Annotated in this window: 11 protein-coding genes; 9 read left to right on the plus strand and 2 right to left on the minus strand. The window is 37.9% G+C overall.

Translation table 11 applies throughout. From position 1 onward, the window contains the following. Nucleotides 1-10 precede the first annotated feature (10 nt). From JG735_RS07100 to JG735_RS07115, 4 genes are read left to right on the plus strand one after another with little or no spacing between them, the layout of a single operon-like run. Nucleotides 11-1840, plus strand: a complete 1830-nt coding sequence (locus JG735_RS07100) for an Hpt domain-containing protein (protein WP_201334377.1) — start codon at nt 11-13, stop codon at nt 1838-1840. Then, nucleotides 1837-2244, plus strand: coding sequence for a sel1 repeat family protein (locus tag JG735_RS07105; RefSeq protein ID WP_201334378.1), 408 nt, complete (start codon nt 1837-1839; stop codon nt 2242-2244). Before JG735_RS07100 ends, JG735_RS07105 begins: the two co-directional genes overlap by 4 nt. An 11-nt stretch (nt 2245-2255) precedes the next feature. Continuing rightward, the gene (locus tag JG735_RS07110) at nt 2256-5387 is read left to right on the plus strand and encodes a nitrate- and nitrite sensing domain-containing protein (protein WP_201334379.1); all 3132 of its coding nucleotides are present in this window, start codon (nt 2256-2258) and stop codon (nt 5385-5387) included. Further along, nucleotides 5384-5758 carry a PleD family two-component system response regulator gene (locus JG735_RS07115; RefSeq protein ID WP_201334380.1) on the plus strand — a complete coding sequence of 125 codons (375 nt, stop codon included), beginning with the start codon at nt 5384-5386 and terminating at the stop codon, nt 5756-5758. The genes JG735_RS07110 and JG735_RS07115 overlap by 4 nt, the downstream gene beginning before the upstream one ends. Nucleotides 5759-5768: 10 nt before the next feature. Here the strand turns inward: JG735_RS07115 and lon are convergent, their stop codons facing one another. Both lon and JG735_RS07125 read right to left on the minus strand, forming a co-directional pair. Then, complete coding sequence (lon, locus tag JG735_RS07120) at nt 5769-8186, minus strand: endopeptidase La (RefSeq protein WP_201334381.1); 2418 nt, start codon at nt 8184-8186, stop codon at nt 5769-5771. Between the two features lie 13 nt (nt 8187-8199). Continuing rightward, entirely contained in the window at nt 8200-8838 is a 639-nt protein-coding gene (locus tag JG735_RS07125) for an outer membrane protein assembly factor BamD (RefSeq protein ID WP_201334382.1), read from the minus strand. 70 nt (nt 8839-8908) lie between these two features. On the opposite strand from JG735_RS07125, the gene JG735_RS07130 reads away from it, so the two are divergent. The 5 genes from JG735_RS07130 to JG735_RS07150 all read left to right on the plus strand — a co-directional run bounded on the left by JG735_RS07130 (nt 8909) and on the right by JG735_RS07150 (nt 15507). After that, nucleotides 8909-9643: a pyrroline-5-carboxylate reductase gene (locus tag JG735_RS07130; protein WP_201334383.1), complete on the plus strand. Its 735-nt coding sequence runs from the start codon at nt 8909-8911 to the stop codon at nt 9641-9643. A gap of 221 nt (nt 9644-9864) precedes the next feature. Continuing rightward, the gene (locus tag JG735_RS07135; protein WP_201334384.1) at nt 9865-13491 is read left to right on the plus strand and encodes a hypothetical protein; all 3627 of its coding nucleotides are present in this window, start codon (nt 9865-9867) and stop codon (nt 13489-13491) included. Beyond that, nucleotides 13488-14162 (plus strand): type II secretion system protein, encoded by a 675-nt coding sequence (locus JG735_RS07140; protein WP_201334385.1) that lies wholly within the window; start codon nt 13488-13490, stop codon nt 14160-14162. Before JG735_RS07135 ends, JG735_RS07140 begins: the two co-directional genes overlap by 4 nt. Beyond that, nucleotides 14159-15073 carry a type IV pilin protein gene (locus JG735_RS07145; protein WP_201334386.1) on the plus strand — a complete coding sequence of 305 codons (915 nt, stop codon included), beginning with the start codon at nt 14159-14161 and terminating at the stop codon, nt 15071-15073. The genes JG735_RS07140 and JG735_RS07145 overlap by 4 nt, the downstream gene beginning before the upstream one ends. Next, a complete protein-coding gene (locus JG735_RS07150) occupies nt 15070-15507 on the plus strand; it encodes a hypothetical protein (protein ID WP_201334387.1) in 438 nt (145 codons plus the stop codon). Before JG735_RS07145 ends, JG735_RS07150 begins: the two co-directional genes overlap by 4 nt. Nucleotides 15508-15556: the final 49 nt, after the last annotated feature.

The raw sequence follows: 15556 nt of genomic DNA on the forward strand, positions 1-15556 counted from the left end.
AGGATTGTACGTGCTTTTGTACGACAGCAAAAGGCAATTGGTAGCAATTGATGAAAAAATATTGGAAGTAACCGGCTTTGAATCAACAAAAGATCTTTTCAACAGAGTTGACGATATTGCAGAACTTTTTGTGAATAGGCCAGGATATGTTTACAAGTTTCAAAATTTTTCATGGATCGACTATGTACTGTACAATCCTGCTAAAACTCATCTTGCAATCATCGAAACCAACAGAGGCGGAATCGAAGTAAAAATAGAAATCCATACCCTCGTCAGTAAATCAGGTGATATAGCTTTTTTTTGCGTCGATTTGATTCCTGAACAGTTCAGTGAAGAATTTGGAGATTTTCATACGCCACAATCCAGTATTGCTGCATTTCCTGCACAAATGAGTCTTGAAAACGAGACGACAGTGGATTCGATTGAAGCGATGGCAACTCTTGAGCCACAAGAGTTTGACAAAGATGAATCCTCTTTACTCGAAACCGAGGATATTTTTGGTACAAAAATCGAACCTGCACCTATTCAAGAAGAGAAAATCGAACTTTTGAGTGAAGATGAGGATGAGCATTTTCACATTCTCTCCAACGAAGATCTCATCCATGCAACGGCTCCAAAACCATCTCCTGCTGAAAGCGAAACACGCATCGACAAAGATGAACAACCAATTTTGCATCCATCTATGGAAGAGCACTATACTCTTTTGGATGAAGAGGCAGAGAAAACCCAAAAGGAAGAAGAACATATAGAGCTTGTCCCATCCCCAAAAGATAAGACTTTTCAAGCATATAATATCCACAATATCGCCAATGAATTAGAGATTGATGAAGCTTTATTGAAAGAATTGATCGATGAGTTTATCGAACAGGCATATGAACTCCGTTTGGAAATCTATAAATCTATTCAAAATTACGATTTTGAAAAACTCTCACAACTGCTTCATAAAATAAGAGGCGCTGCAAACAATTTGCGTATACGTGAAGCTGCTCAGTATCTCCAATATACAAAAGATGATGAAGATATTGAAAAGATCACCGAACAAATCGACAACTTTTATGCATTTTTGGATAAATTCGCGCAACAATTCAATCCTGCAATTTACAAAAAATTCAATGAACCTGAAGTTCTGCATGAAAATACGCAACAAAACCTTCTTACGAGGGAAGAGAGCAAAAACGAAGAGGTGGCTTCTACAGTTCAAAAATCCATTGAAGCACAGAATCTAACAATTGAAGATGATGATGTGGATTTAGAAATAGCCATTGCAGCAGCTGACCTCGGTCTTGATAAAGAGGAAGTACAACAGTTTATCGAAGAGTATATCCAAGAGGTCATCCGGCAAGAAGCCACACTTTACAACCTTTTAAAAAGCAATACCGAAGAGTTCAAAAAAAATATCCACAAACTCAAAGGCACTGCAGCCAATTTGAGATTGCAAAAGATAGAAAAATTACTCGCCAAACTCATGCAAGAAGAAAATATTGACTCAATGAAACAGCTTTTAATAGATTTTTTTGACAGAGTTGCAACAATAGGAAAAAAACTTGGCATGAATATATCTAAACTAATCGTGAAAATAAACGCAGACACTCTTGGCCTAGACATAGAGACATATAAAGAACTTTTAACAGATTTCTACAACGAATTCCAAGACCTGCACAATCACCCTCATAACGAAGCGCTCAATAAACTAAAAAGATTACAGAAGATAGCCAAACAGCTCTATTTACCCTCTATCGAATATCAAATCGAACAGATGATACAAACACAGAGTATCAGTCCCGAAAAGATTGATCATATACGTACGCAAATTCATAGTCTTTTGAAGGATGAACAGTGAGAAAGGAATTTTTTGGTTTAATGATAGCATTGTCGTTAGCGTATGCTTCGAGTTTTTCCGAAGGTATTCAGGCATTCAAACAGCAAAACTATCAAGAAGCACTCGAACTTTTGAAAGAGGCTTACTATGATGATGACGCTGTTAATGCTGGATATTTTTTGGGAAAAATATATCTCAATGGCCTGGGAGGAATCAAACCAGATATCAACATGGCAGAAACATTCTTAAAAGCTGCAGCCGATTCGGGCAATGTTCGCGCCCAGTGCCTCATGGCACAAGTGTATGCAGAAAAATACAACAATTTGGAAAAAGCTGAAAAGATTATCAAAGGAAACAGCGTGCCTGACTGCAAAGAAGTAGCCCAGAGGCTTCAAAACATGAAAAAAAATAAAAACAATGAATAAAGGATAATGGTATGGGATTGAAAAACAGACTCAGACTGATCAGTTTGATACCAATCTTGCTTCTTTTGATTCTATCATCGTATGTCGTATACACTTCATATGAACAATACAATCAAACAAAGCAGCTAAAAACTCGCATCACCATCAATAAATCGCTCGAATCATTAATGAAAGAGATTGCAAAAGAACGTGGTATGACTTCCATTTTTTTGGGAAGCAACGGGAAAAAGCTCAAATCCTCGCTCAAAGCACAGCGAAAAGTTGTTGATAAAAAATTTGCAGAACTCCATACCGTTGCAGCAGCTTACCCTCAATTGTCAAAAGAACTCAAACCTATATTTGCAGCTGCAAAAATGTTGCCACACATTAGAAAACAGATAGATTCTCTTAAAATCGATTACAAGAAAGCCTTTTTTGATTTTTATACCAAAACGCTCAATCAATCTATCTACTATCTGATTTCTAAAGTAAACAACTATTCATTGAATCCAGAGATAACTTCATATATCTCCAATTATCTTCTATTTGTAAATTCCAAAGAGTATTCGGGTTTAGAACGCGGATTTCTTTCCTATGTACTCACCAAATACATTCCAATGAATGACGAGTATCTGAAAGAGTGGATGAAACTGTTGGGGAAAGCGGATGGATTTCTCAGTTTCAACGTTGCAAATCAGAATGTGCAGAAGCAGCTGGAAAAGATAGTACGATCCGAAGATGTACAAGAGATTTTGGATGATGTTATGCAAAGTCGTGTTGAAATCGACAGAGCCGTAAACGACGGTCTCTATCCTGTTGACCCGACATTATGGTTCAACCTTTTATCAGAAAAAATCGATACGATCCAGCAGTTAGAAAACATTCTCAAAAAACATATGTATGCAACTATAGAAAATGTTTCCGAACAAAATCTCTTAACCCTTCTTATTGCCGCCGGAGTCTGGATACTTTCACTCATCTTGGCAATCATTGGATTTTTGTTTGCTAGAGACATCACCGGAAACATCAAACGGCTCGAATCCATTTTGCGAAAAGTTGCTGAAGCAGAAACCATCAAAGATGAAAACTCCGATGTCGAATCAAAAATCAACCTCGACACGACTCAGGGTATCAATGCTGCTTACGAACTTTTGGAAACAGCACTCAAGAAAGCGCAAGACGCAAAAACGGCAGCAGAAGAGGCAAGCCATGCAAAAAGTATGTTTCTTGCCAATATGTCGCATGAAATCAGAACACCTTTAAATGGTATCATAGGTTTCACCGACCTTTTGAAAAATACAGAACTGACTCCGGAACAACGAGAGTTTGTCAATATTATTGAGAAAAGTTCTGAAAACTTACTTGAGATCATCAATGCAATCTTGGATCTCTCAAAAATTGAAAGCAAAAAAATTGAAATCGAAAATATTGTCTTTAACCCGATTGAAGAGTTTGAAAACGCGATCGAAGTATATGCTCCAAGAGCCGCGGAAAAAGATATCAACTTCGCACTTTTTGTCGATCCTCATCTAAACAAACCTCTCAAAGGAGATCCGACAAAAATCAAAGAGGTTTTGATCAACCTCATCAGTAACGCCATCAAGTTTACCGATCGTGGCGGCAACGTTACAGTAGAGATACGAAAACTCAAAGAGTACAATGAACGTGCCGAGATCTATTTTGAAGTACGCGATACAGGAATAGGTATTCCTGAAGAGAAACAAAAACAGATATTCGAAGCGTTTTCACAAGCCGATTCAAGTGTGACAAGGAAATTTGGTGGAACGGGGCTTGGTCTCACTATCTCCAGTGAGTTTGTCAAACTTATGGGGGGACAGCTCAATCTTGAAAGTGAAGTTGGAAAAGGAACTAAATTCTTCTTCACGCTTGTCCTTGAGGAGGTCCCCGCACTGACAGAGTCGTTGGAAAACAGATTCAATGGAGTACGAGTAGCATACTATATCAAAAACAGCATGCCAAAAGATCATGATCTTTTCATCAAAGAGTATTTGCAATACCTTGGAGCGAAATTTGTTGTGTTTGAAAATCTTAAAGAGTTGATCAACCACAAAACAAATTATGATTTTACAATGATCGATTTTGACTATATCAATGAAAATAGTCTGAAAAATTTCTTTGTACGAGACATACCTGTCGCTTTGGTCACGAAGGTAACATACAAGAAAAAAGTGGAAAGTTTCGAGAATCAGCTTATGAAGTTGCTGTTTGAACCGGTCAACTACACAAAAACGGTTCAGACTTTGAAAGAATATATCGAAAACTATAAGTCCAAACTGCAATCTGGTGAGCAAGAGACTCTAGAATTTACCGGCAATGAAAAATTTGCGGCAAAAGCACTTGTAGCCGAGGATAACACCATCAATCAAAAGCTCATCAAAAAAACATTGGAAGATCTCGGTTTGACAGTGGATCTGGCAAATAACGGGCTGGAAGCATTTGAAAAAAGAAAAAATGGAAACTACGACATCATCTTCATGGATATCCAAATGCCTATCATGGATGGAGTAGAGGCAACACATGAAATTTTGGAATATGAAGAGGAGAGCAATCAACCACATATTCCGATCATAGCACTTACTGCCCACGCACTCAAAGGGGATCGCGAACGCTATATCAATGAAGGTATGGACGAATACATCACAAAACCTCTCATTAAAAATGAACTGGTGGCTATTTTGAAAAAATTTCTCAAAGACAAAATCGTAACCGAGAAAAAACCAGAACAAAAGCCAAAGTCCCAAACAGCTCCCAAAGAAGAGAAGTTAGAAATCGTCCAAGCAGAAAAACAACCGATTCTTGTATGCAAAAAGACAAATCTCGAAGCAAAACTTCTTAGCAAATTTGTTGAAGACCTAGATTTTGAAGCTGTCACTGCATCTGACTTTGAGAGTTGCTATGAAAAGATGCAAAGTGGAGACTTTGCCGTTGCAATGATCGATTATGATTTTGAAAATTTCGATTATGAAAAACTGAAATCATTGAAAAACCAAACCGGCATCAAGCTTGTCCTTTTTGCCGAGGATCATGAGGCAGTACAGGATCCAGAACAGATTTTTGATATCATTTACGATGATATCGTCAATAAAGCAAAAGTTGCTAATATTTTAGAAAAACTTGATCTGATCAAAGGTGTAACTGCATGAAAAAGATAAAAATACTCGTTGTTGATGATGACTTCATCAACTTAAAACTTTTGAAAACCATGATGATGAAACAAGATTTCGTTGAAGAGGTGTATGAAGCAAAAAATGGTATCGAAGCGATTGATACATTACGAGACAAAAAAGATATCGACATCGTTTTGCTCGATATCATTATGCCGATGATGGACGGCTTGGAAACATTGAAAATCATGCGTTCAGACGAGGAACTAAAACATATTCCCGTCATCGTTCTGACAACAGACGAAACGAAAAAAAGCGAAGCGTTGAGTTTAGGCGCAAACGACTTTTTGAACAAACCTATACGGGAAAATCAGCTTGTTGAAAAGATAAAAACATTTACCCAGCTTTAAAAAGAGGCATTTAAATAATCGCCTCTTTTAAAACCTCTTCTATATTTGAAACAGGAACTATATCCATGCTGCTCAGAACTTCAGCCGGAATCTCATCTAAATCTCTATCGTAATTTTTTCTTGGAATCAAAACTTTTTTGATTTTCGCTTTATAGGCAGCAATCAACTTTTCCTTAAGCCCTCCGATAGGGAGAACTTTTCCTGTCAATGTAAGCTCACCTGTCATTGCCACATCGTTTCTTACTCTTCTTTCACTCAAAAGTGAAGCAATCGAAGTAGCCATGGTAATGCCGGCACTTGGTCCATCTTTTGGCGTTGCACCCTCTGGAATATGAAGATGGATATCATAGCGTCTGTACACTTCGCTTGGATCGACTTTTACCTTCTCTTCTCTCTCTTTTGCCGTTTTTGGTATCACTTCTTGATCAATCTCGATTTTCCCCTGATCGATGAGCACTTTGACAACGCTATAGGCAATACGAGCCGACTCTTTCATCACATCACCCAAGCTCCCTGTGAGCTGCAGACCGCCTTTGCCTTTTATTTTTATGGATTCTATTTTCAAAACATCGCCTCCGACAGCGGTCCATGCAAGACCGTTGACAACACCGATTTGCGGTTCTTTTTCTATCGCTTCGATTTCAAAAACCGGTTTTTCCAGATATTTATTGAGATTTTTCAATGAGACCGAAACCTTATGGAGATCCGGATTTTCCAACAACTCTTTTGCCGCTTTACGAACGATATCGGCTATTCTTCTTCGCAAGTTCCTCACTCCGGCTTCTCTTGTATATTTTTCTATGATCGCTTCAAGAGCCGGCTTGGAAATGGAAAGTTCACTTCGCTTCAGACCATGTTTTTTGATCTCTTGAGGTATGAGATATCTTTTTGCGATTTCTAGTTTCTCATTTGGCGTATAGGAACTAAGAAAAATGAACTCCATTCTGTCTCGAAGCGGCGCCGGTATATAGCCGATATCATTGGCCGTCGCGATAAATATGACATTGCTTAGATCAATACTGAAATTGAGATAATAGTCTCTAAAGTGCGTATTTTGTTCGGGGTCCAAAATCTCAAGAAGAACCGATGTGGGATCTCCTCTCATACTGCGCCCCACTTTGTCGATCTCATCGAGAACCATCACCGGATCCATCTCTTTTGCATCGATCAATCCTTGTACAATCCGTCCGGGCATTGCACCGATATATGTCCTCCTATGTCCTCGAAGTTCGCTCACATCTTCCAAACCACCAAGGGCGATTCGAACCAATGGACGTTTCAATGCAGTTGCAATGGAATTCGCAAGACTTGTTTTCCCAATCCCAGGAGGTCCCGCAAAACAAAGAATCGCACCGCTGCCCTTCTCTTTCTTTATCCCTCTTAGTTCCATAAGCTCTTTAACAGCAAAATATTCTACAATCCGTTCTTTCGGTTTTTCAAGCCCGTAATGGTCTTTATCAAGCTCTCGCTCCACATCTTTGATATCGAGTTTTTTCTTGGAGTACTTTCCAAAAGGAACTTCCAATACCCAGTCCAGATAGGTCTGAATTACGACAGCTTCGGCACTGTCCGGATGCATCCTGGCATATCTGTCAATCTGCTTTTTGATCTCTTTAAAGGCTTCTTGAGTCAAAAAATCTTTTATTTTTTCCAGCTTTTTGCGATACTCCTCGACCTCTTCCTCTTTTTGCGTATCTACACCCAGCTCTTTTTGAATCTGCTTGAGCTGCTCCTTCAAAAAATATTCTCTGTTGGCCTGCTCGAGTCGTGAACTCACTTTGCTTTTAATTTCACGCTGCAACTTACTCTGTTCGATCTCTTCTGTGATAGCATCGATAAGAAGCATCAAACGCTTCTCCACATCCTCTTCCACAAACATCTCGTATGCACGCTCTTTTTTCAGTTTCAAAACAGAACTCACAAGATCGGCGATACGGTTTGGTTCATGATTCTCTTCAATGGTTTTTACAAGATCTTGCGGGAAAGAGCTATTAACATGAGCCAATGTCTTAATCTTTTCTCGAAGAACCTCAAGAAGCGCATCTACCTTGATTTCGTTGTAGGGTTTTGATTCGATGATATCTACAACGGCTTGCATAGGAGCTTTGGAAACAGGTTCTAAAATTTTCCCTCTTGCAAGTCCTTGAAAAAGAAGTTTCACTCTGCCATCAGGCAAACTCACTTTTCTCATAATGGATCCGATAACCCCTACCGGGTAGATCGCATCGAAATTTCTTTCTCCTTCGTGTCCCTCTTTTGAGGGTGCGACAAGAATCAAGCTATTCTCTTGCAGCGCTTTTTCGGCTGCAGCTATGTTTGCTTCGTCATTAATAAATATCGGTGAAATCATGAATGGATATAAAAAGATATCATCTTCGACTATAATAGGAAGAGTTGTCGGAAAAGAGCTGTAATCACTTAAATTCATTTCTACCCTCCCCTTACCAGTTTATGAGATAATCATACCAGTTTGTCGGCACGTCAATCTCATCTTTTTTCAACCATGAGTGTTTAACCCGTTCTCGGTATATTTTCGCTGCTTTCATTTTCCCTCTTCTTTCATAAAGCGCCGCAATCTCTTCATTCAAAACATATTGGGCCATATAAAGTTTTGTTAGCATGGTATCCACCATCGGCATATACTCGTTTTGTATATACTCTTTTTTGTAGCTTTCGGCTTCAGCTATGGTATCTTGAAGAAGTTTTTGGTCACGATTTATGTTTTTAAAGGCCAAAAAAGAGGCTTTGATTTTCAAAAACTTAGCAAACGCAACATTTCTATCATTGCCGTAACGTTTGATGAACTCATCAAGATAGTATTTCGCCATCAGATATTCTTCATTATCCATATGAGCCTGCGCCATAATAAGCATCGCTTCTTTGAGAAGCGGAGAGGAAAAGTGTTCGCTTTGCAGTGACGTAAAATACTCATCTGCTTTGTCAAGGTCAGAACTGCTGACATAACGAACCATCTTTTGATACCAGTAGATATCTGGTTTATTATATTCACTTATATTTTTAGATGAACACCCAGCGAAAAGAAGCGCCAATGTAGCAATGCAAACAACTTGTTTCTTCATAAACCCTCTTTTTTGCCCCAATTATAACAAAAAAGTAAGAGTATGTTACAATATATTTAAAGGAGTCTGTATGGTTTCGATCATCGGTTATGGGGCTATGGCAAAAGCTATTTTGCAAGGCCTCTTGCGTCATGGCATCGAAGTTGAAGTAGTAGGAAGAGATGAAGAGAAACTACAAAAAATACAAAAAGAGTTTCATATATCCGTACAATCTCTTCAAAACTACGATATCACTGACAAAACAATCATCCTAGCCGTCAAACCGTATGCTTTGAAAGATGTGGCAAACCAAGTGAAAGGAAAAGCGGAACTTCTTATATCCATACTCGCTGGTATATCTTTAAACAAACTCTATAAAATCCCGGCGCAAAAATATGTTCGGGCTATGCCAAATCTTGCGGCAATCAAACAAGCCTCCATTACGGCAATTACAGGAGACAGAGACAAAAGAGCTATTGAACTCATCGAAAAAATAGGAAAAGTCGTCTGGGTTGAAAATGAAAAGGAACTTGATATCGCTACAGCAATTGCCGGAAGCGGCCCGGCATTTTTGGCTCTTGCAGCTGAAGCCATGGCGGATGGAGGGGTTCTGTGCGGACTCAAGCGAGATATCGCTTATGAACTGGTCTCTGGACTTTTTCAAAGTTATGCTGCTATCAGCGAAAAGCATCCAGCTTTGATCAAAGACAAGGTCATGAGTCCAGCCGGCACAACTGCAGCTGGATACAAAGCGTTGGAGGAAAATGGAGTGAGAAATGGGTTTATGGAAGCCATTCTTCAAGCATTTAAGAGGACTCAGCAATGAAAAAGATATTTTTTCTTTTACTCCTACCACTAATGATATGGGCTGAGAGCACCAACTACCATGAAGGTAAAAGAGAATTTACAATCGTCAATCCAGAAGATACAAGAAATATTACAGGAGATTTTTTAGTAACAGGAAATACCATAGAGTGTGTCACAACTGAAACTTGGAATTTTGATGGCACTTGCACTGATAACCATGATTATAATGATAATAATTTTATGGTTAAGTATATCGATATAGATGGTAACGAGTCTACTTTCAACTCTTCAAGCGCTTATCTGCAACTTCCAAATGATTATCAAGAGATACTATGGGCCGGGCTCTTTTGGCAGGGAAATGTCAATGGAGTAGCAAATGGTAGATACTACAGACATCAAAGGCGGGCAGTCAAAATTAGCGATACAAGCTGGCGATATATCTATAACAGCTACTATTATAATTACCTTGTAGACATACCTTCAACAGATGCAAACAGAATATTGTTTAAAATTGATGGAATTAGCAATTATGAAGAAATAGTTGCACAAAATCTTGATTATTACAAATGGTATGGTGATTATGGTGCAGTCTATTCAGCATTTGCCGATATCACCCAACTTTTAAAAGAAAAGTTCAGTCAATTTCAGCCTGGAGAAAAACTAACTATTACCGTTGCTAATGTAACAACCAATGAAGGTTTAGAGTATTCCCTAGGAGACTATGGGGCATGGACTTTGGTGGTTGTCTACAAAGGTGGCTCTCAAAGTACATTTAAACGAGTGCTGGTTTATAATGGGTATGATTATATTGCATATCCAGGAAATTCAAAGAAATCTATTGATATTACCAATCTATATCTTCCCCCTTCTGGTGAAGTAAAAGCATCTTTTGCCTCATTCGCAGGCGAAGGTGAAGAGCCTTACTCTCCTGACCATATGAAACTTGAAAATCAAAACATGCCAGGGGCGAGGGATCCGGACAATATATTTGACGCCAGACTTGCAAATGTAGAAAGACCAAATATTGGTAACAATGCTGTCAGCAACACCAACGGTATCGATATTGACGTATATGATGTCTCAACTATTATGACCAAAGTCAGAAACAGTGATCCTTCAACGAATACAGTAACACTTTCGCTCGATACCAAATGGGATGCATATTTTCCAAGCATGATAGCATTTTCCGTCCAACTCTATCAACCAAAAATCTGCTATGAAGACACATTGTATGACGAAAATGGGAATGAATTAGGCACCAATGTCCAGCTTCAAGTTGGTCAGACAATAAGAACCCATCTCGTGATTCGAAATGATGATAATGAAACGGCACAAAATGTTATGGTCTATAGAAAATTTGACAACAACACAACTGCATATGTTCCAAATTCCACACTTTTAAAAGATGTCGATGACACAGATCTCACTCCAAGAACAGACTATGCAGTTGACAACGACCAGGTATTTTATGATGATGCTAATAAAACGTTAGCGATAGGATATCTAGGAGAAGGCAACGATCCTGCTCTTTTCAAACCATATTCTGAAGACAATAGTATTGCTGAAATAGAATACAATATGACAGTTCAAAATGAGGGAAACATCACATTTGAATATGAAACAAAATATATTTTCAATATTGCAGGACAAACTTTCCTTGTCGATAGTATAATGCCAAGGTGTAGTGATCTTACAAGAACGATTTCTGCATATTTACCACATCTGGGAAGCTTTAATGTTGTCAATGAAAACTACACTGAAGATACTACTGAAATACCATGGGAAACCAATTCCAGTATCAACTCTTTATATACGCAAATAGCAAATAAAGAATTCAATATAACAGTTGTTAAATTGGGCAGCGACTTCAAAACACCTGAAAAATTCACAGGACTGGTACGACTTGATCTTATAGAAACTCCAGATTTTTCATCGACAAGTAGCGACAGTGAAAAACAAGAAATATGTACAAATGCAACTCCATTGTCTAGCAAAATCATCTCATTTAGTGGAAGTGAATATAATAAAACAAATTTCACTTACTCATCAGCGATCAAAGATGCAACCTTCAAAATAACCTATGTCAAAGACCCCAATAGCAATGGACCAGTTGAGTGGACTTGTGCAAATAATACATTAGAATGTATCTGGGGTATGCTAGAAAGTACTGTATATGAGAGCAATCAATGCAACAAAGGCAATAAGAACGGAATGCATGGAAACAATGGAATGGGAAGAACGCGGAACTTTAATTCCAATTGTCCATGTGCTGATGTATGCCGTCCAGGAAATGGAACAGGGGATAATCAAGCAAGCCAAGAATGTCTTGATTGTATTTTTGATAGTAATCTATCCACTTCTGTATGTGCAAGAGACCGGTTTGCTATACGACCGGACCATTATGTAGCTGATACAAATGAGTCTATTTTGAGAGGTGGAAGATGGTATATGATGGATATTAATGCAACAACCATCGATGGAAATATTACCCATGATTATAATCAATCCATACCTTTGGTGGGTATAGATAAAAATATTACAGTGGCACTCAATCTCCCATCAGATTGTAATGCATCTCAAATCCGTAATAAAAACATGGATCTATCATCTTCATCTTCAATCTCTTTCAATGATGGACAAGCACCAAATATTCTCTTTAGCTATCCAGACGTTGGAGAAGTTAATATCACTATAACCGATAATGAATGGACAAAAGTGGACCAGGAACCCAAAAGTGATGGTTCGATCGACTGCATCCCAAACAGTGACACGAATATACCAAATAGCGGAAAAATAGGCTGTGTTCTTAAAACGACGATCCAAAAACGTTTCATTCCGGAAAAATTCGATATCGATTTTACAGTGAATAATTTTGATACAAACTTTACATATCTCTCCAATGAACAAAATATGAGTGCAAAAATCAATCTGACTTTCACCGCTGCTTTGGCAAATGGAGAACGAGCTTATAACTATACGGCAGGATGTTTTGCAAGAGATATCAACTTTACGCTTGAGATGAACAATACCAACCAACTTACTGATGGCATAAAGACACTTGGAACAATCATGAGTAAAATCCGCTATTTTTCAACGAGCGATGCCAACATGACAAATAGTAATGACGGCTCCGGTATTGGAAAGTTTGATTCAAATGAATCCGTTTTCGCAAACGGAATAGCCAACGTAACCGTCGATTTCAATTTTGAACGAAACGTTTCACAACCCGTTAGTCCATTCCAGATCAAAAATACCGATTTTAATATCTCGGTACAAGAATCCAATGGCTGGGATGTCAATGTTACAGGAGCTGATTTCAATAGGTCTATAGAATCTAATGCTACATTTTATTATGGCAGAGTCTTTGCACCAGATTATATTACTGATAAAAAATCCATAACCGCTTCAATATATTTTGAAGTATACGATTATAATAATAGTGATCCTAATAATATTGAAGGAAATGAAAGTATAGCTACTCCTCATTGGTATATCAATAATCAACACAATAAAAAAGTGACAGGAGAAGTAAATAAACTAAAATTATTTGGTAATCCAAGTAAAAATCTGACCAATTTACCAATTGATAATAAAAATATCATTCCTATTCCCAATAAAGGTAAAATTGAAATACCTATATTTTATTCTGGTAATATTTTTCCATATCATGTTTTGATTAATATTTATGCTTCTCCTTGGCTTATTTATAAAAAATTTTATAATAGTTTTGATAACAATGATACAGTTTCTTTTGAAATTACTTTCATAGGTAAAACAGATTGGCAAGGTATTGGTAATTGGCAAGGTAATGATGACAATGAAGAAAATAGATTAAATAAAGAACCTCTGCAAAGGATCGAGTGGTGAGACAAGGGTTTACGCTCCTAGAACTCATTTTTGCCCTTGTCGTCATTTCCATTGTGATGCTTGGCATTCCCGGACTCTTTAAACAGACGGCAAATCAGGCGCAAGAAACATTGAAACTCGAAGCCGTTACGCAAGCCTATCGAAGTATCGGAACGGCCCTTAGCTATCCGTGGGACGAACACAGCCGTGACGAGAATCTCTCTCGATCACTCATTTTGGATGTGAGCAATTTTGCAGATCCAGAACTTGCAAGAGAGACCAACACCTCCCGGTATAGAAGAGGGAACTTCAATGAAAAAGTCACAAGAATTTTTTATCCTACAAAAACATATGCCACGTTAGGTAAAGAAATTGGAGAGAGTAAAATAGATGATCTGGATGACTATAACGGACATCTTGAACAAATCTCTAAGGTATCGAATAGAATGGGAATGATTTTAAATATCGATCTTAATTATAGTGTTTATTATATCAGAGATTCAGCTAATTATTCGACAAGATCTCTTTCAATAACTATCTCTCCTCTATCAATAGAAAATAACTCAACAAATATCAAACTTATTGAGGTTAATGCTTCTTTACCCGATGTTAATAACGAATATATTATTCTCCGCGCTTTTAGTTGTAATATTGGTGAGCCAAAGATTGCTTATAAGGATTTAACACATTGAAAAAAGCTTTCACTCTCATTGAACTCATTCTTGTACTTGTAATTGTCGGTATCATAGCCTCGATAGGTTCAGATATTGTTTTTAAGGCATATGAAAACTATATCCTTTCAAAAGAGATTTCAGCAGCAACCTATAAAACGGATGTTGCATTGGAACAGATTGCCAAAAGACTTGAGCACCGCATACCATTTAGCGGAGTTGCTATAAAAGATGAAACCCATAGTAACGATATCATTTCATTAACAAGCGATACAAATATGTCTTTAAAATATCAAATCCTTGCCTGGATAGGAAAAGCGTATGAAGCAAGACGTGGCTCATGGAATGGATACATAAACAAGCCCGGATGGAGCGGCTTTATTGATTTAAAAGATAGCAATGAAACAAAACTTTTTACAAAAGGCGATAATCTTATACAGGCAACAAATATTATTTTTGATCTTTCTAATGGGGATGTAAATCTTTCAAAAGATTACAATGGTGGCATAATTTTTCCTACAATACCATACAATGTAGATATAGTTACTGCTTATGGTTGGAAAATGCCACAAGGAGAAAATCCTACACATATTTTTCCTGTCAACGTCACAGGAATGAATGAATTTACTTTTTATCCTTATGGGCCAAAACGAGATAGAATCTATGAGCACTACTATCTTGCATGGAGTGCCTATGCAGTGGTTCCTGAAGATAACGGAGATGGCACCTATACTGTAAGACTCTACTACAATTTCCGTCCGTGGAAAGGAGAAACCTATCAGGATGGAGACAGTTCGGTTTTAATCGACAAAGCAACTATTTTCAATTTTCGCCGAGACGGAAAGGCTATAGAGCTTCGACTTTGCGCGCATTCTGATCTCAATACCTCTGAAATCGAAGCAAATATCTGTGGGAAAAAGGTTGTCTTTTGAGAAAAGCTATATCAATGTTAACGGCTATTATATTTATGCTACTCATCGCTGTACTGATGAGCCTAGCTATCTCTTTACTAGGAACGACGAAAGCAAAAGTCGCTAACAGATATCTGTATGAACAGGCCGAACTTTTGGCAAAAAGTGGAACGGAGTATGCCATTTTAGCAATTCAAGGACATGAAATCAATTCCACAACCGGATGTTTGAATCAGATCAATCTCAATTATAACGATACATTCGATATCAACATCACGCTTCACTATATCGGGAACGGATTACCCACCGCCAATTGTAATATCCTTGACAATAGCGTAGCGTTCGATGAGAGCAATGCATCCGTCCTCGTTGACACCATCGTCCAACTAAAAGATCCCAATTTAAACAATGGAGTGCCTATTCGATATGTCAAACGAACATTGCAAAAGCTCTAATTTAAGTTAACTGTTATATAATTTCGAAAAATTCCAAAAGGAAGTAACA

It is taken from the genome of Nitratiruptor sp. YY08-10 (genome assembly GCF_016629565.1).
Classification (GTDB): Bacteria; Campylobacterota; Campylobacteria; order Campylobacterales; family Nitratiruptoraceae; genus Nitratiruptor.

What these genes read in the sequence shown, in the direction of transcription:
- JG735_RS07110 (WP_201334379.1), top strand. Translation starts at nt 2,256, where the DNA reads ATGGGATTGAAAAACAGACTCAGACTGATCAGTTTGATACCAATCTTG.
- JG735_RS07115 (WP_201334380.1), top strand. Translation starts at nt 5,384, where the DNA reads ATGAAAAAGATAAAAATACTCGTTGTTGATGATGACTTCATCAACTTA.
- lon (WP_201334381.1), bottom strand. Translation starts at nt 8,186, where the DNA reads ATGAATTTAAGTGATTACAGCTCTTTTCCGACAACTCTTCCTATTATA.
- JG735_RS07125 (WP_201334382.1), bottom strand. Translation starts at nt 8,838, where the DNA reads ATGAAGAAACAAGTTGTTTGCATTGCTACATTGGCGCTTCTTTTCGCT.
- JG735_RS07130 (WP_201334383.1), top strand. Translation starts at nt 8,909, where the DNA reads ATGGTTTCGATCATCGGTTATGGGGCTATGGCAAAAGCTATTTTGCAA.
- JG735_RS07135 (WP_201334384.1), top strand. Translation starts at nt 9,865, where the DNA reads ATGGTTAAGTATATCGATATAGATGGTAACGAGTCTACTTTCAACTCT.